The following is a 17,529-nucleotide window of genomic DNA, read 5'->3' as shown; positions in this document are numbered from 1 at the left end:
GAAGTTTGTTCGCCATATTGAATTGCCTCTACTTTTACCCTATATTTTAGTGTACCTTCATAGTGAATTGGTATTACTCAGCTTATATAAGAGTGCAGCGATTACACCGTGACAGGATTGATTGAGTCGCTTTCTCTACCTCAATCTGCCTATTCATCCCGACACCAACAGCCGTACAGGTAAGTAGGTAGACGGGATTAAACCGCATAATGTAACACTATGTAAACAGGTTTAAGTCAGCGAGTAGAGAGCCTTTGGAGACTTTGCCCTCGTTTACATAGGGGCGTTTTTTGGCGCCGACTTACTTATGGTGTGGGGCTGGTGGCAAAGATGCTAAAAGTTGATAAAAAATCGAAATTCGCTGCTGTTTGCCTTTGACAATTATTTTATACAAAACGGATTTGATAGCGGGCTGTCACTCATCTGAGCTACCCCAGATAAGCGTCACTATAAAAAGTGACTGTTAAAGCACTTCCCCCCACAGCTACAACTGGGGAATAGCAAGTTTAAACAACTTGCAAACCACTAATCCCCAATCAAACAATGCAAACCACAAACCAAACTCAAGCTCAATTACCTCTGTGCTCTTCTTTGCCCACACTGCGACGAAATGATAGCAGCCCTGCCAATAAAGACGTGCGCTATCTCCAACAATCTTTAGTTAAAAAAGGATATTCCCTAGCAACTGATGGATTCTTCGGCGCAAAAACCGAACAAGCAGTCATCAACTTTCAAAAGAAAAATAAGATTACTGTTGATGGCATTGTCGGCCAGCAAACTTGGAATACATTAGGCACCTGCGCTACCGAACTTCCTTGTTAAATAAATCACTGCCAACATTTTCCCGCACTTCTCTGCTTTCAAACAACTTGCAAACAACCAATGGAGACTCAAACTATGCAAACCACAAACGCAATTCACATGGAATTACCTTCCTGCCGTTATTTTCCCCTGCTCAAACGAAACGATGGCGTCACCCAAAATGAGGACGTTCGCTACCTCCAGCGACTCTTGAACGCCAACGGCTTTTCCGTAACTACTGATGGAGGATTCGGCGCGAAAACCGAACAAGCAGTCATCAATTTTCAAAAGCAACAAAAAATCGTTGCGGATGGCATTGTTGGCCCCAAAACTTGGAATAAATTAGGAGTCTGTACAACTATATTTTAAAGTTGGTGCAAGCATCTTTTAAAGAGATTAGGGCGGGCAGTGCGCGCCCTATTTCTCCGTCGAAGTTTCCACCCCGCACCACCCCTCCGGGGCTCCGTACATTCGATACTTGCGAGCTCGTTTGAAATACAGTATTGCTACCCGATCGTCCGGATTGATTTGTAAAATATTCTGAAATACTTTTTGGGCCGCAACAAATTTTTGAGCGTAGTAAAAATTGAGAGCTTCTTGAAAAACCTCCGCAGTTTGCTGCTTAAGTACAATGCTCTGCTCTGTTTCTGTCTCGTAAATTTCAAACACCGACACAGCATTTGTCTTTCCTTTGACCATTACTCGATCGACAAATCTGTACTTATATTTTTCTGGATCGTCTAGGCGATCGATAATTGCACCGCTAACTAGAATTCCCGATCCGTAAACCTTAGTCAATCCTTCCAAACGAGAGGCGAGATTCACCGCATCAGCAATCACGGTACTTTCCATTCGTTCTCGCTCGCCAATTGTACCCAACATCAAATTGCCCGCGTGCAAACCGACGCCGATCGCGATCGGAGACAAATCATTTTTTTGTCGCTGCTGGTTGTAAATATTCACTTCTTTTTGCATATCAATTGCTGCTCTGACGCCATCCTCAGCAGATGTAGGAAACAGTGCCATGACTGCATCCCCAATGTATTTGTCAATAAACCCGTTATTTTTCCTGATGGCAGGGCTAACACTTCCTAAATAAGTATTAATAAATGCAAAATTTTCTGGCGGTGTCATATTTTCCGAAAGCGCCGTAAATGAGCGAATATCAGCAAACAGCACTGTCATATCTCTTTCCTGATTGTCGCCTAATTTTACTTCAATAATACTCGGTTTTTCAAGCAAGTTTAGAAAATCGTGGGGCACAAACCTGCCGTAAGCTGCATTCAGTTTAGCAAGGCGAATTTGCGTATTAATTCTCGCCAACAATTCCTTTTTTATAAAAGGTTTAGTTACATAATCATTTGCTTCTAAGTTAAAAGCTTCTACCAAGTCAGTAGTTTGATTTTTAGCCGTCAACATCAGAATCGGCATTTCTAAAGGCGAGTATTTTTTGCGAACTTCTCGACACACTTCATAGCCCGTCATCTGCGGCATCATTACGTCGAGTAAAATTAAGTCTGGCTTAAATCCTGATTCTATTATATTTAAAGCTTCTAAGCCGTTGCTCGCTTGAGTTATCTCATAGTTTGCTAGAGAAAGACTGTTGATAATGACCTGAATATTAATGGGTTCATCATCTACTACCAAAACTTTGAGTTTTTCACTTTCTAACAAGTCGCTATTGTCTGATAGCTGAGAATTTATTATAGAGGATTTGCCCGCGAATTCAGGAGTGATTAAAATGGGATAACCCTCGGTTAAACGCGGCTGTATGCTACTAAAATCTGGCTGACTCTCAGATACGGGCAAAGTAAAGATGAATTGGGAACCGACGCCTACAGTTGAAGATACCCCAATTTTCCCTCCGTGCAATTCAACTAATTGCTTGGCAACCGTTAACCCTAAACCAGTGCCGCCATATTCTCTAGCAGTAGAACCGTCAGCTTGTTCAAAAGATTCAAAAATTCGGTCTAATTTATCTTCGGGGATGCCAATGCCAGTATCAGATACAGTAATGGCTAATTGGGAATTAGACGGTGATTGTGCGTTGCCCGTTACCAATTCTGCGGAAATTTCTACTCGGCCACTTTCGGTAAACTTAATCGCATTGCCGATTAAGTTGTAAAGTATTTGCTGCAAGCGATTCTCGTCGGCTGCTATTGGCGGCAATTCAGGAGCAACTGAGTTAATCAACTGCAAGTTTTTTTTGCCTACTAATGGCTGAGACAAAGTGACAATTACAGAGACTATTTCTCGAACACCGACGGACTTAATTTGCAGTTCTATTTTTTTGTGTTTGAGTTGAGAAAAATCCAGAAGATCGTTAATTAAAGAAGACAATCTTTTTCCCGATGATGTAATCAAAGCTAAGTTAAAATTTGTTGCTTCTGGCAGTTGTCCGGTAGCACCGTCTATTAAAGATTCGGCAATCCCAATAATGCCGTTAAGGGGAGTGCGGAGTTCGTGGGAAGTATTGGCTAAGAATTCATCTTTCAGTTTGTCGAGCCGCTGCAATTCGGTATTTTTAGTTTCTAAGGCAGTAAAAGATGCTTGCAATTGTGCTGCCATGCTGTTAAAAGCAGCGGCAAGTACGCCCAACTCGTCGGAACGATCGAGCTTTACAGTTTGGTCAAATTGTCCTTCAGACAAAGCTATTGCTGCATTTTTTAATCTTAAAAGAGGTTGGATAATCCAGCGAGAAGTGAGAAGTCCTAACACACTTGCCATGCCCAAAGCTGCCAGACATAGCAACACGGTAGTTCGGTTGCCGGCCTGAATTTGTTCCATAAAGTCTGCTTCGGGAACGACAACGACAATCAGCAAATCTAAACCCTTGTCGTCTTGGAAGGGCAGGACTTTTAAAAATTTCTGCTGGCCGTTTATCTCAACATTTATTTGCTGCGATTTTGTAATTTGGTGCAAGTTGTGAAAGTGATTTTCTAAATATTTAGCTGTAGTTTGCGTTACTGGGTCGCTGCTTTCTGTAACTTTAAATAGTTCTTTTTTACCGTTTTTGGTGCGGAAAGGTTTTTCTGGTGTGGAAGTGGCCAGCAGCGTGCCGCTTCTTTCGATAATAAAAGTTTGACCGGATTTGCCTATTTTGAGGCTGTTTAAAAATTGACCGATACTGTCGAGACGCAACGCAGCAATTAATACTCCTTCTAGTTGTTTCTGGCTGCTGTAAACTGGTTGCAGGGCGCTGAGAATTAATGTGGGTTCTAGGAAGGATATATAAACTGAACTCCAAGTTGGTTTGATTGCTAAAGCTGCATAGCTGTAGGAAGGGTGCTGCCGGATGTCGAAGTTTTTAACGGAGGCGGCTAATGTAGTGCGATCGCCCGTATCATTAGTATTGTAAGAATAAAAATCAAAATTTGTAGATGGGCCCGACGCGTTAATCAATAAAGTGCCGTTAGACATTTTTTCGCCAGTGCGATATTCTCCATCTTGATTAGCGATCGACGTAAAATTGATATAAGGATATAATTGTACTTGCCGCCACAGATACTTTTCCCAAGCTGACAAGTCTTTCATGTTCACAAAACCCAGTTTCACAGCATCCAGCTTGCTTTGATTGATTTGGTGCGGAGTTTCCAGATAAGTTCTCAAATTTTGCTCGATGCGATTGCTAACCTCCCCCATCAACTGATCCGCAAGGTCATTTACTGCTCTTTGAGAGTTCCTAAATGATAAATACCCCACAATACCCACCGCTGCAAATACTTGCAAGACAAACGGAACTATGAGTACGGTTTGCAGCGTTGCTTTTCTTGAAAGTTTTGCCACTAAGTGCTTGAGAGAAAGAGTGGACATAACATTACTTTAGGTTGAAAAACCCAGTTAATACTTGGAGCGAAGGCTGAGCAGTGGTAATAATTATAAACCATTTTGTACTTAAACACAACTTACCCAAGGAAGACCCGATCTAGTTTCTACAATCCTTAATCTTATACCAAATTATTAAAAGTCAAAGCGAACCATACGGACACGGCATTTCCGTGTCCTACTCTCCGCGCCGGACAAAGCATTGCCCTATCCCTACCGATGTTCACATACAATATATCTGTATCACTACTTTTCATCCAAAGCTTCTATCCCCGACCATCCTTCAGGCACTCCATACATTCCATTCTTTAGAGAGCGCTGGCAGTAAATTGCTGCTAACCTATCTTGAGGATTTCTTTCGCAAATCTTACTGAATAATTTTTGCGCTTCAGTAAAATTTTCCTCGAAATAAAGCTCCCGACCTTTTTGAAATTCAGCAGCAGTTTCCTGTTTTAGTTCAATGCTTTGTTCTGTTTCTGCATCATAAATTTCAAACACCTACACGGCAGATTTTTTGCCTTTTACTGTGGCTCGAACGACAAATCGGCACATATATTTTTCTCGCTCTCCCAAACGCTATAAAATTGAGCCACTAACTAGAATTACCTCCTCGTAAACAGTTATTTATTAGCTTTGAGTTGCCACTTACCAGAGCCGATCTCAAGCAAAAAACTAGCATAAATAGCAGCGTAATCCCAAGCCAAACGCTGTTTAATAAAAATTAAACGGGACAACGATAATTGAAACCCCATCTTTCTGTGGCTCATAGAATATCCGATAAGTATCTTTTGCCGGATGAAAACATTGCAGATGCTTTTTACAGGATTTATATTATGTCCGCTTACTTCCTGCTGTTAAAAAAGGTCGAATTAAAAATAAAAAATTAGCTATCTGTCGCTGAAATTAGCCGCAAAATTAAGCTATATTGTAGCAGATTTCAGGAAAGTGAGATTTGCTATGGCTGACTCTATTGCTCGCCGTTTGGAACAATACACGGTAAAACGATCGCACGAAGTTTTAATCGTCAAGGCCGAAATAGACGGCGAATTCGATGAAATTGCTATTTTTAAAGGCTTTTCTAGCTCTTTGACACGATCGACCGCTTTCGATCCAGAGGTTCCTGTTTTGCCGGAGGAAGCAAAAATTGTCAGTGTCGATCGCGTGGAGAGCCCCTACAATCCAAATAACCCCCGCTATCTTCAGCAGGGGTTATCTTGGGAAACAATGCAATCTCTATTGTCCGAAGCGGGAGTTTAGCAAAACATTAGGGACACAACGCGAGCAAAAGAGTAGGGACACAACAATGTTGTGTCCCTACTACAAAAGCACTATGTCCTTACCCTTAGAGCTAGAGCGTGCCGCCGGCAGCTTGGAAACGAGCTCTCGCGCGTTTGATTGCTTGCTTAGCTTGAATTTGCTCTTGCAAAGTGCCGCTAGTAGCCTTTTCCAAACGAGCTTCTGCTTCGGTGTAAGCAGTACGAGCAGCTTCTTTATCAATGGTTTCGCCTTTTTCAGCGCCGTTGACAAGAATAGTAACTTTGTTTTCTTGGATTTCTGCAAAGCCACCCATCAGAGCAATAGACACCCATTCCTTGCCGGGACGGACGCGCATCACTCCGGTATCCAAAGCTGTCAACATCGGAGCGTGACCGCTCAAGATACCCAATTGGCCTGTTGTGCTCGGCAGAATTACTTCTTCAGCATTAGAATCCCAAACAGTTTTGTCTGGGGCCACTACGCGCACAGTTAATGTCATAAATTGTCAGTTGTCGGTTGTCAGTTGTCAGTTGTCAGTTGCAGTTGTCAGTTGTCAGTTATCAGTTGTCAGTTGTCAGTTGTCAGTTGTCAGTTGTTACCAATAACAAATAACTAATAACAAATAACTAATAACTACTGACTCATGACTCATGACGACTGACTACTGACTCATGACTAAAATTACTTGGCGTCAGCTTTCATTTTTTCAGCTTTGGCGATCGCCTCGTTGATATCGCCCACCAAATAGAAAGCTTGTTCCGGTAATTCATCAAGTTCGCCAGCCAAAATCATCTGGAAGCCCTTAATGGTGTCTGCCAGCTTGACGTACTTGCCGGGGGAACCAGTGAACACTTCAGCCACAAAGAAAGGTTGAGACAAGAACCGTTCAATTTTGCGAGCGCGAGAAACTGTCAAGCGGTCATCTTCCGACAGCTCGTCCAAGCCCAAAATTGCAATAATGTCTTGCAATTCCTTATAGCGTTGCAGAGTAGACTGCACCTGACGAGCAACACCATAGTGCTCTTCGCCGACAACGCTAACTTGCAACATCGTAGACGTAGAATCCAGCGGGTCAACCGCAGGATAAATCCCCTTCGCAGCCAAACCGCGAGACAACACAGTTGTAGCGTCCAAGTGAGCAAAAGTCGTAGCCGGTGCGGGGTCAGTCAAGTCATCCGCAGGTACGTACACAGCTTGAACCGAAGTAATCGAACCTTCGGTAGTCGAAGTAATCCGTTCTTGCAAGTCGCCCATGTCTGTACCGAGAGTCGGCTGATATCCCACAGCCGAAGGCATCCGACCCAAGAGAGCCGATACCTCAGAACCCGCTTGCACAAACCGGAAGATATTGTCAATGAACAGCAGCACGTCTTGCTTGCTGACATCACGGAAGTATTCGGCCATCGCCAGAGCCGACAGGCCCACGCGCATCCGAGCACCAGGCGGCTCGTTCATTTGACCGTAAACCAAAGCAATTTTTGACTTGCTGCGGTCTTCTTCGTCAATAACCCCCGACTCGATCATTTCTTTGTAGAGGTCATTACCTTCGCGGGTGCGCTCGCCCACACCACCGAACACGGACACGCCACCGTGAGCCTTGGCGATGTTGTTCACGAGTTCCATCATAATCACGGTTTTGCCGACGCCTGCGCCGCCGAACAAACCGATTTTGCCACCGCGACGGTAGGGCGCGAGCAGGTCAATCACCTTGATCCCAGTTTCAAACACCGAAGGCTTGGTTTCCAGTTCGGTGAAAGCCGGCGGGTTGCGGTGGATGGGCATACTTTCGGAAGTATTGACCGGGCCGAGGTTGTCTACGGGTTCACCGATGACGTTAAAAATGCGGCCGAGAGTTGGGATTCCGACGGGAACTTGGATCGCTTCCCCGGTATCTACTACTTCCATGCCACGCACCAAGCCGTCGGTGGTACTCATGGAAACGGCGCGCACTTGGCTGTCTCCGAGCAGTTGTTGAACTTCGCAGGTAACGGCAACGTCTTGACCTGCTTCGTTTTTGCCGGAAATTGTGAGAGCGTTATAGATTTGGGGCAGTTTGCCGCCTGGGAATTTTACGTCTACAACTGGCCCGATGATTTGGGTGATGTAGCCTACGTTCGTTTTTTCTGCGGTGGATACCATGAATAGTGCCTTTGTTAGGATGCTATTTTTCCCGTTATGGAAAAAGTCTTAACATTTAGAAATGCTATTTCTCAGAGTACCACTGAACAGACGCACTATTTAGATTTGTATGGGGCTGGTTAATAGTCATTTTTATGGTTACTGCCCTCGCTTTTTTTTCCTGCGAGCTGCAGCCAAAGCCCCGATCCCCAGCATAGTCCCGAACACTGTGAGAGGTTCCGGGACAGGTTCGGAGACTAACTCAGCCGACACGGTGAAGTCTTTGAAGTCAAGCTCGGTTCCTGGTTGCGCATCGTCGAAGGAGATTGGTGTGCCATTAGCCAGTTCGGTCATTGTGAGCGATGAAAATTGCTCTGGGCCTTTACCGCCGTTGACGTTTGCAAATGAGTCGCTGGAGTTGTAGTCGAGCATAAAGTCACCAAACACAGCAAGCTGACATCCCGCCACCAGACATTCCTCTCTTCGGAACTGGGTGCCGGCGGCCCACCATTGGGGGCTGTTCATGAAGGTACTCGAGGAGACGTATTGCTCGAAAGGCTTGCCGGTACCCGTGTCGCTCCACAGTAGCAGGGCATAAATTTGATCCTGCAAAAATGTGAAGGTTTGGGTGATGGAGCCGTTGTCCGAGGTGACTGCGTTGCCGAAGGTTGCTTCCGAGTTGTTGGCAGAGCCGTTATCTGAGGGTTTAGTCTCGTAAAACAGTCGGGCGATGTTGGTGTAGCCATTGTTTCCTGACTCAGCTTGGGCCACCCACAAGCTTGACTGGTAAGGGCTGCGAGAGTTGTTAAATCTAAAGTTGATCTTTGTATCTTCATCGAACTGGATGCCGCCAGTGCCAAACATGAAAGCTCGGACGGGCGTGCAGATGCTGAGCAACATTGTGGTTGCCAAGCTGACGACTGTAAAAGATGTTTTTTTGACTAGCGTTAAGGTAGTCATAACCCTGATTCCTCCAGTATTGTTAGGTAGTAAGGCACAAAATGCACTAAATGCCATGTTCCCGTGACGCGAATCGACGATCGCGAGCCTGCTATATTTAGGACGATCGTCAAACCTAAAGAAGAGGCTCCACACCAGTGAGTCTACATACATATCTCACTTAAGGGTGTTTTGGAGTAAATGAGTGCTTCTTCTAAGAGTTTTCACTGACACCAGATTGGCACAGTTTAATCTGTCAGAGCAAGATTTTCATCCTGCCTAGACTTCCAACCTACTACATTTACTTAGTTTCGGTAACGGTCTAAAGTTGAGTGCAAGACTTGCAAATATTGGCTTTCATCAAAAATACATAAAAATTTTACTCGACTTTTATAAAGTTTTGGTAAAGTTCATCCATAAAATATAAAGTTTTTGAGAGAAATTCGGCTGTTCGGTTCGTTGTTCCTGAAAACGGGCTGCAAGCTACTCGGCCGATGCAGAAGGAAGTGGCGGCGACCGCGAGTAGGAATTTGAGCGACTTTTTTGCCACTCTAAGCAAGCTGTATAACAGGCGATCGGAACTTACGTAGTTTTGACTAAAATTCCAATTTTTTTAAACCCCTAACCCTCGCATTCCGCGCCATATTTTCCCCCACAGTCCCGGATTCATAAACCATGTTTTTTAAGATAATTGCGTGAGGGAAGCAGTGAAAGTCGAAACAATAAACCAAGTTTCATTTGCCGCGCCTGACTTGTAGTAAAAAAACTGTTTATACGTAAATTCTAGTAATTAAACATATACATTTTCTTGTCCCATCCTAATTATTCGGCAACCCAAAATAGGTGGCTCCTATTGACATGAGTAATTTTTATGAGTAAAAATAGGATAAAGAAATACGATCGCACTTTCAGCACAATCTTTAAACACAATGACAGCCAACAGACTACATTTGATCGGATGGTTATTCATTGTTAGCTGGCTGAGTGCAGCGGCGGGTTCTGCCAACGCACAACCCATCGCCCCTGCACCAGACGGCACTAACACAGTTGTTACTCCCAACGGGAACCGCTACGACATTTCCGGGGGGGCATTCAGCGGAGATGGGGCTAATCTTTTTCACAGTTTTACTCAGTTTGGCCTCAGCGAGGCTCAAACGGCTAACTTTCTGACAAATCCCAATATTCAAAATATTTTGGGAAGGATTACTGGAGGTAATCCTTCTTTAATAAATGGCTTAATTCAAGTTACGGGTGGCAATTCTAATTTATTTTTGATGAATCCGGCAGGCATGATTTTCGGGCCGAATGCGAGTCTGAACGTGCCGGGCTCTTTTAATGCTACTACGGCGACAGGGATTGGTTTTGGGAACAATCAGTGGTTTAGTGCGATCGGCAACAACAATTGGGCAACATTAATTGGGACGCCGAACAGTTTTGCGTTTACAACTTTGCAAGGGGGAAGCATTGTTAATGCAGGCAATCTGACGGTGACACCAGGTCAAAGTTTAACTTTGGTCGGAGGTACGGTTGTGAATACGGGTCAGCTAAGTGCGCCTAGCGGCAATATTCTCATCAGCGCCGTACCGGGTAACAATTTGGTGCGCATCAGTCAAGCTGGAAATTTATTGAGCTTGGATATTCAGCCGACAGCAACTCAAAGTTTGCTGCCGAATAATTGGACGCAGCCCGTGTTATCTTTGCCGGAGTTGCTGACTGGAAAAGGTGTCGCACAGGCAACGGGTTTGACGGTAAATCCCAATGGCGAAGTTGTGTTGACGGGGAATGTTGCAGTGCCTGTAACTGCGGGAACTGCGATCGCATCCGGCACTCTCAATGTCTCTGGCAATACTGGCGGTACGGTAAATATTTTAGGGGACAAAGTAGGAGTTATTGCGGGCAATATCGATGCTTCTGGGAGTAACGGCGGCGGCAATGTACTGATTGGCGGAGATTATCAGGGTTTGGGGACTGTGTCCAATGCTGCGCGGACTTTTGTCAGCAGCGATTCGACAATTAATGCTGATGCTATTAGTAATGGGAATGGCGGGCGAGTGATAGTTTGGGCTGATGAGACTACTCGCTTTAATGGCAATATTACGGCGAGAGGTGGCTTGTTTTCTGGGAATGGCGGCTTTGCGGAAGTGTCGGGAAAGCAATCGCTGGATTTTCAAGGATTAGTTGATTTGCGATCGACCTTTGGGATTGCTGGCACCTTATTATTAGATCCTACTGATATCACTATTAGTACAGGTGCGGATACTGCAGGCGACAGTTTTTCAGCAGGGGGAGTATTTACGCCCTTGGGTGCTACTTCTACAATTAATAATGGGACGCTGCAAACACAGCTAGGTTTGGGAAATGTGACTATTTCCACTGCGCCTGGGCCAGTTCCTGGGAATCAAGGTGATATTACAGTCAGCGCTCCGATTTCTTGGACTAATAGTAATTCCCTGACTCTGAATGCTAATAACAGCATACTTGTTAACAAAAATATCACCGCTAACGGTGGCAGTATCACCCTGAATGCAGATGTAGATGGCAGTGGTGCAGGGGCGATCGCCATTACCAATGCTATCATCAACTCCAACGGCGGCAACATCATTTTAGGAGGCGGCACCAACCCGTCAAATTCTCCAGCAGTAGGGACAGTGGCAAATCCCAGCGGAGTTGATCTCACCGGTTCCACCCTCAATGCCGGGACTGGAAATATTTCTCTTAGAGGTCAAGGATTCGCTGGAGTCAGCAACAATAACGGCATTTCTGTTTCTACCAGCGGAATCACGACGGCTGGGACTGGAAGTATTACTCTCAATGCTACTGGCGGTAATGGAACTGGAAGCGACAACAAGGGGATTAACATTATTACCAGTACAGTGGAATCGATGGGGACAGGGAGTATTACTCTCAACGGTACTGGTGGAAAGGGGACATTTAATAATCCAGGGATATCTATTGACAGCAGTACAGTGCGGGCTGGGGGAAATATAAACCTGGCTGGTAACGGTGCAGGAACTTTAACCCAAAACACCGGCGTTAGAATAAACAACTCTATAGTCGAGTCAACGCCCGGGAACGGGACTGTCACCATCAGCGGGACGGGGGGAAATGGGACTATCGTCAATGAAGGGATAACTATTGATAATCCCAGCACAGTAAAATCCCAGAATGGAGATATCGCCCTGACTGGAACAGGTAACGGTAGCGTCGGCAACAACACGGGCATTTCGGTGCAAGGGCTGGTGGAGTCCACAGGCACCGGGAATGTGACTCTCAGCGGTGTTGGCGGCAATGGGAATGATAGCAATCAAGGGATACAAGTTGGGGGTGGCGCAGTGAAAGCGCTGTCTGGAAATGTTAGTCTGACTGGTACAGGCGTTGGAGCTGGGACTACCAACGAGGGCATATATGTAGATGGTGGTGCTACAATCCAAACCGCAGGCGTGGGAAAGGTGACGTTGACGGGTACGGGCAGTGCAGGGACAGGCACTAATTCCGGGATCTGGCTCAACTCAGGCACGGTACGATCGCAGAATGGAGATATTGCTTTAATTGGTACCGGTGTAGGGACAGCATTTAGCAGCTACGGGATTAACTTCGCCCCGGGCTTACCGTCGGTAACGGTGCAAGCTACGGGAAGGGGTAATATTAGCCTCACGGGAAAGGCTAACAACAATTCCATTCCTATTAACCTCACTGACAGTGTGATTGATGTGGCTTTGGGTGGCAATGTCACTTTGACTGGCGATGAAATTCAATTGTTAGGAACAAGTCAAGTTAATGGTACTGGGACTATCCAGTTGCAGCCGCTTACTCCCAGTTTAGATATTAATGTTGGCGGTAATATCACGGACGCTCGTTTGAATCTGAACCAGGCGGAACTCGATACGTTAAAAGGTTTTTCGCAAATGGTTCTTGGGCGGACGGATGGGACGGGGGCGATCGCAATTGACCCCGCTGGTGTTACTTTTAATTACCCGGTTACAATTCAAGCTCCCACCAGCGGCACAATTACAGTCGATGGAGACATTACAGGTAAAAACAATGCTTCCATTACCTTTAATGCTCCAACCACTAACTTCTTAAATAATTCAAAAATTATCACCAACGAACAGAATATTACCTTTGGTAAGCAAGTCACTCTCGCTACGGGTTCTAATGTGACTCTCGATACTGGGTTAACGAATGCAGGCGATATTAATTTTGGGGGAACGGTTGATGGCGATGGCAACCTAGTTTTGACTGCGGGAACAGGCGTTATTAATGTCAACGGGCCAATTGGGGAGACTAAAGCTTTGCGTTCCCTGACAACAATCAATTCTTTTGATGTTAAGAATCCGATCGATTTTTCGATTGAAACTACAGGTAATATTACCGTTGGTAGTATGAGAAATCCCGGAGGGGCGATCGCCCTTACCAGCACTAATGGCAATATTGATACGACTGCGGGGGCAATTGATACCACATCCAGTACCGGAAATGGAGGCCCGATTACACTCAGTGCCAATAATATTAATGCTAGTAATCTTAACTCCAGTTCCACTGCTGGCAATGGCGGAAACATCACACTCACTGGCAAAACAGGCAACATTTTTGCATACTCAGGAGTAGTTAATTCTAGTTCTAGTTCCGGTGTCGGCGGAGATATTGCGATCGCAACTCCCAATGAAGTTGGAATAAATAGCATTGATGCTAATGGATTGCCCGGTACTGGAAATATTAGCATTAGCGGCAATGAGATTGGCTTTTCGGGAGCAGGTTCCGCGCAGGGTAGAGGGAGTTTTTCAGTGCAGCCGTTTTCGCCGAATGTCGGAATTCGCTTCCAGGCTGGACTTCCTTTCGATCCGCAGGCTATCGATATAGGAGCACCTTTTTTATCCTCATTACGTAATGGCTTTAGTGCCATTGTTTTCGGAGGGAATACTACTACAGGCAATATCACTGTAGAGAATTTTGCAGTATCTTTTGCCGATCCTGTAATTTTCAATACTCAAGGCACTATTTCTGTAAATCCCGATGGCTCGATTTTGGGAATTGATAATGCTTCAATTACTCTCAATGCTACAACTAATAACTTAAATGGCCATATTACCACCCAATCTCAAGATATCACAATTAACGGCAATACCCTAGTTGAAAATAACGTCTTATTGGGAACGGGCAATTTGGCTGGTGGCAATATTCTGTTTAACAATAACATTGATGGCACTGGCAATCTCACTTTAGAAACAGGTACTGGAAAAATTGAGGTTAAAGGTTTGATCGGTTATGCGACAGTATTAGGAAATCTCACCGTCAACAGTGCTGGTACAACTACATTTAATGCTGTCAAGGCTACCAGTTTCACCACCAATGCTGGCGGCACAACTGAACTCAATGGCAATGTCACTACAACTGGCACTCAAACTTATGGAGATGCAGTTACAATTGCCACCAATCCCATTCTCGCAGGCAGTGACATTACTTTCAACGAGACTGTTGATGCCAATAACATTGGCAGCGACTTGACTGTAAATGGGGGTGCAGGTAATATTACATTCAATGGTGTACTTGGCAATACCAAGGCTTTAGGAAAAATTACCGCTAACTCTACAGGAATAACCGCATTTAATCAAACCGTCAATGCCGCGAGTTTGACTACAGATGCTGACGGCACAACTCAAGTGAAGGGAAATGTCAGTACAACCGGCAGTCAAACTTATGGAGATGCAGTTACAATTGCCAACAATCCCATTCTGGCAGGCAGCGAAATTACTTTCAATAATACTGTAGACGGCACCAGCGATTTGACGGCGAAGGCGGTTAGCGGTAATGTGACATTTAATGGTGCAGTTGGTGCTGCAAGTGCGATCGGCAATTTAACAGCTAACTCTACAGGAACAACCGCATTTAATCAAACAGTCAATGCCGCGAGTTTGACTGCAGATGCTGGCGGCACAACTCAAGTCAAGGGAAATGTTACTACAATCGGCAGTCAAACCTACGGAGATGCAGTTACAATTGCCAACAATCCGATTCTTTCAGGTGACAGCATTACTTTCAATAATACTGTTGATGGTACCAGCGATTTGACTGTGAAGGCGGCTAGCGGTAATCTTACCTTCAAAAGTACGATCGGCGAAACAACTCCTCTCACTAATTTAACGGCCAACAGCAAGATATCTTTAGGTGGCAATGTCACTACAACCGACAGTCAAACTTATGCAGATGCTGTCACAATTGCCGAAAACTCGATTCTTTCAGGCAGCGACATTACTTTCAACAATACAGTTGACGTAGCTGGCAATCTGGGTATTGCGGCTGATAATGTCAATCTAAAGGGAACTGTAACAACTACCAATGACGGCACGCTCACAATCACAAATAAGGTAAATCTCAACATTGAGAATAACCTGAATTTAGACGGTGCATTTATTCAAAGTGGCGGGGGAACTGTTGCGGTTAGCGGAAATATTGCCACAAGTAATGATAACATTAGTTTTAGCGGTCCGGTGACATTAAAAGCTCCTGTAAATTTTATACTCGGAGATGCCACTATTGCTTTCGGTTCTAGTTTATCTGCTGGTAGTAATCCGCTGACTTTAACGGCAGGTGAAATTAATTTTTATGGGAATGTTTCTGGTTCTGGTGCGTTAACGCTGCAACCCGCAACAGCCGGACAAAATATTGTTGTTGGCGGAATTGATAACAATACTAACGCTTTAGATTTGACGGCATCTGAACTTAATTTGATTCAAAATGGATTTAGCTCGATCGCCATCGGGCGATCGGATAGCAGCGCCAATATTAGTATTCCCTATAATCTCACATTTTCAGACCCAGTAAATATTCAAACGGGAACTGGTACGATCGCACTTGATGGAACTATCACCGGACTTGACAACAGCAGTGTTGCTCTCCAAGGTTCAAGCATTAATTTGAACTATGGCATCAATATAACTAAAAATATAGATTTGACTGGCAACGTTCAACTAGGAAACCAGGTTGAGCTCAAAAGCAGCGTTGGTAGTATTAATATAAAAGGTGCGATCGACGGCAATCATCTGTTGGGCTTAGATGCCGCGAATGGTAATGTGCTGCTGCAAGGAAATATCGGCGAAACAACGCCATTGTCTGTTTTGAATGTTACTTCATCGAATGCGGAATTTATCGGAAATGTTAAAAGCAATTCTGGTTTTAACGTTACGGCTTTAAATACTAAATTAGGTGGGAATGTTACGACGAATAACGGCAACATTAATATTAGCAATGCTTTGGTTTTGACAAACGATGCGGTATTTAGTACCGCAGGGGGAAATATTGCTTTGGAGGCGATCGACAGTGACAGCATTAATGCCCGCAACTTAACTCTAGCCTCCGGTCGCGGCAGCATCACTTTCAACGGTTCGGTGGGTGCCACCAGCAAATTAGGAAATCTTGCCATCGAAAATGCTGGCAATGTGACAGGAAACTCGACAATTAACGCGCAACAATTGACAGCACCAAACACGGAAAAAGTCAATTTATCGGGAGATGTCACCGCTCGCCAAGTCGATATTACTGCCCAGGGAGATATAAGCGTTAAAAATATTACTACTAATGGCGGAGAAATTCTATTTACAAGCGGTAACAATTTCACCGCAGGCAATTTGAATACATCGGGAAACAGTGGCGGCAACATAACTGTTAAGGCGATAACTTCAATTACCACCGGACAAATTAACTCTAGCGCTATAGTCGGAAATGCGGGCAATGTGTCCTTAGATCCGATCGGCGATATTCAAGTAGAGTTTATTAATGCCCAAGGCGGCACTGGTGGCACCGGCGGCGATGTCACAGCAATAACAGGCAATTTTTTCCGGGCTACGGGTGCTTTTTCAACACCTTTTTCGCCGACGGGATTTGCTAGCATTTCTACTGCTGGCGGCATAGGTGGCGGAAATATCGCAATTACACACGCTGGGGGAGATGGAGGGACGCCGATTCAACCGTTTGTGGTGGGGGATGCTGCTAGCAACGGTACGGCGGGTGCAATTACAACGGGACAATCTACCATTACATCGCAGTCGTTTCCGCGTTCTAGTAGTGTTGGTAATATTGCGTTTGTGACTGATGACGCGATCGACCCGACGCCAACTCCAACTCCGGTAGTAACTCCGACTCCCACTCCAAGTGAAACTCCAACTCCGGTAGTAACTCCGACTCCCACTCCGAGTGAAACTCCGACTCCGGTAGTAACTCCGACTCCCACTCCGAGTGAAACTCCGACTCCGGTAGTAACTCCAACTCCGACTCCGAGTGAAACTCCAACTCCGGTAGTAACTCCGACTCCGACTCCAGTTGTCACTCCAACTCCCACTCCAAGTATCACTCCCACTCCGGTAGTAACTCCAACTCCCACTCCAAGTATCACTCCCACTCCGGTAGTAACTCCAACTCCCACTCCAAGTGTCACTCCCACTCCGGTAGTAACTCCAACTCCCACTCCGGTAGTAACTCCAACTCCCACTCCGGTAGTAACTCCAACTCCCACTCTAAGTATCACTCCCACTCCGGTAGTAACTCCAACTCCCACTCCAAGTATCACTCCCACTCCGGTAGTAACTCCAACTC

At 45.2% G+C, this 17,529-nt stretch carries 9 protein-coding genes; 4 read left to right on the top strand and 5 right to left on the bottom strand.

Features of this window, described 5'->3' with window-relative positions; translation table 11 throughout:
• The first annotated feature begins 543 nt into the window (after positions 1 to 543).
• On the top strand, positions 544 to 822 hold the full coding sequence (locus tag QUA27_RS25375; RefSeq protein WP_333071579.1) for a peptidoglycan-binding domain-containing protein: 279 nt from the start codon (positions 544 to 546) through the stop codon (positions 820 to 822).
• A gap of 75 nt (positions 823 to 897) precedes the next feature.
• On the top strand, positions 898 to 1,170 hold the full coding sequence (locus QUA27_RS25370; RefSeq protein ID WP_333071578.1) for a peptidoglycan-binding domain-containing protein: 273 nt from the start codon (positions 898 to 900) through the stop codon (positions 1,168 to 1,170).
• Positions 1,171 to 1,218: 48 nt separating this feature from the next.
• On the opposite strand, the gene QUA27_RS25365 is transcribed toward QUA27_RS25370, so the two are convergent.
• Together QUA27_RS25365 and QUA27_RS25360 are read right to left on the bottom strand one after the other, a co-directional pair.
• Positions 1,219 to 4,614 carry an ATP-binding protein gene (locus tag QUA27_RS25365; RefSeq protein WP_333071577.1) on the bottom strand — a complete coding sequence of 1,132 codons (3,396 nt, stop codon included), beginning with the start codon at positions 4,612 to 4,614 and terminating at the stop codon, positions 1,219 to 1,221.
• Between the two features lie 258 nt (positions 4,615 to 4,872).
• A complete protein-coding gene (locus QUA27_RS25360; RefSeq protein WP_333071575.1) occupies positions 4,873 to 5,124 on the bottom strand; it encodes a hypothetical protein in 252 nt (83 codons plus the stop codon).
• A gap of 459 nt (positions 5,125 to 5,583) precedes the next feature.
• Here QUA27_RS25360 and QUA27_RS25355 point away from each other — a divergent pair, with 459 nt between their 5' ends.
• A complete protein-coding gene (locus QUA27_RS25355) occupies positions 5,584 to 5,883 on the top strand; it encodes a DUF7734 family protein (protein WP_190743481.1) in 300 nt (99 codons plus the stop codon).
• Between the two features lie 91 nt (positions 5,884 to 5,974).
• Here QUA27_RS25355 and atpC read toward each other — a convergent pair whose 3' ends face one another.
• The 3 genes from atpC to QUA27_RS25340 all read right to left on the bottom strand — a co-directional run bounded on the left by atpC (position 5,975) and on the right by QUA27_RS25340 (position 9,096).
• The gene (gene atpC / locus QUA27_RS25350; RefSeq protein WP_006635885.1) at positions 5,975 to 6,382 is read right to left on the bottom strand and encodes an ATP synthase F1 subunit epsilon; all 408 of its coding nucleotides are present in this window, start codon (positions 6,380 to 6,382) and stop codon (positions 5,975 to 5,977) included.
• 182 nt (positions 6,383 to 6,564) lie between these two features.
• A complete protein-coding gene (gene atpD, locus QUA27_RS25345) occupies positions 6,565 to 8,022 on the bottom strand; it encodes a F0F1 ATP synthase subunit beta (protein ID WP_333071574.1) in 1,458 nt (485 codons plus the stop codon).
• Positions 8,023 to 8,160: 138 nt separating this feature from the next.
• Entirely contained in the window at positions 8,161 to 9,096 is a 936-nt protein-coding gene (locus QUA27_RS25340; RefSeq protein WP_333071568.1) for a PEP-CTERM sorting domain-containing protein, read from the bottom strand.
• Positions 9,097 to 9,869: 773 nt separating this feature from the next.
• Here QUA27_RS25340 and QUA27_RS25335 point away from each other — a divergent pair.
• The coding region (locus tag QUA27_RS25335) for a two-partner secretion domain-containing protein (protein WP_333071567.1) at positions 9,870 to 17,529 on the top strand (7,660 nt) is incomplete at its 3' end.

Origin of the sequence: Microcoleus harperi Pol14_C6, assembly GCF_036701295.1 — a bacterium.
Taxonomy (GTDB): domain Bacteria; phylum Cyanobacteriota; class Cyanobacteriia; order Cyanobacteriales; family Microcoleaceae; genus Microcoleus.
This window is presented reverse-complemented; position numbering and strand designations above follow the sequence as displayed.

Excerpts from the sequence above, each read along its gene's own strand:
- QUA27_RS25375 (WP_333071579.1), top strand. The coding sequence starts at position 544 with ATGCAAACCACAAACCAAACTCAAGCTCAATTACCTCTGTGCTCTTCT.
- QUA27_RS25370 (WP_333071578.1), top strand. The coding sequence starts at position 898 with ATGCAAACCACAAACGCAATTCACATGGAATTACCTTCCTGCCGTTAT.
- QUA27_RS25365 (WP_333071577.1), bottom strand. The coding sequence starts at position 4,614 with ATGTCCACTCTTTCTCTCAAGCACTTAGTGGCAAAACTTTCAAGAAAA.
- QUA27_RS25355 (WP_190743481.1), top strand. The coding sequence starts at position 5,584 with ATGGCTGACTCTATTGCTCGCCGTTTGGAACAATACACGGTAAAACGA.
- atpC (WP_006635885.1), bottom strand. The coding sequence starts at position 6,382 with ATGACATTAACTGTGCGCGTAGTGGCCCCAGACAAAACTGTTTGGGAT.
- atpD (WP_333071574.1), bottom strand. The coding sequence starts at position 8,022 with ATGGTATCCACCGCAGAAAAAACGAACGTAGGCTACATCACCCAAATC.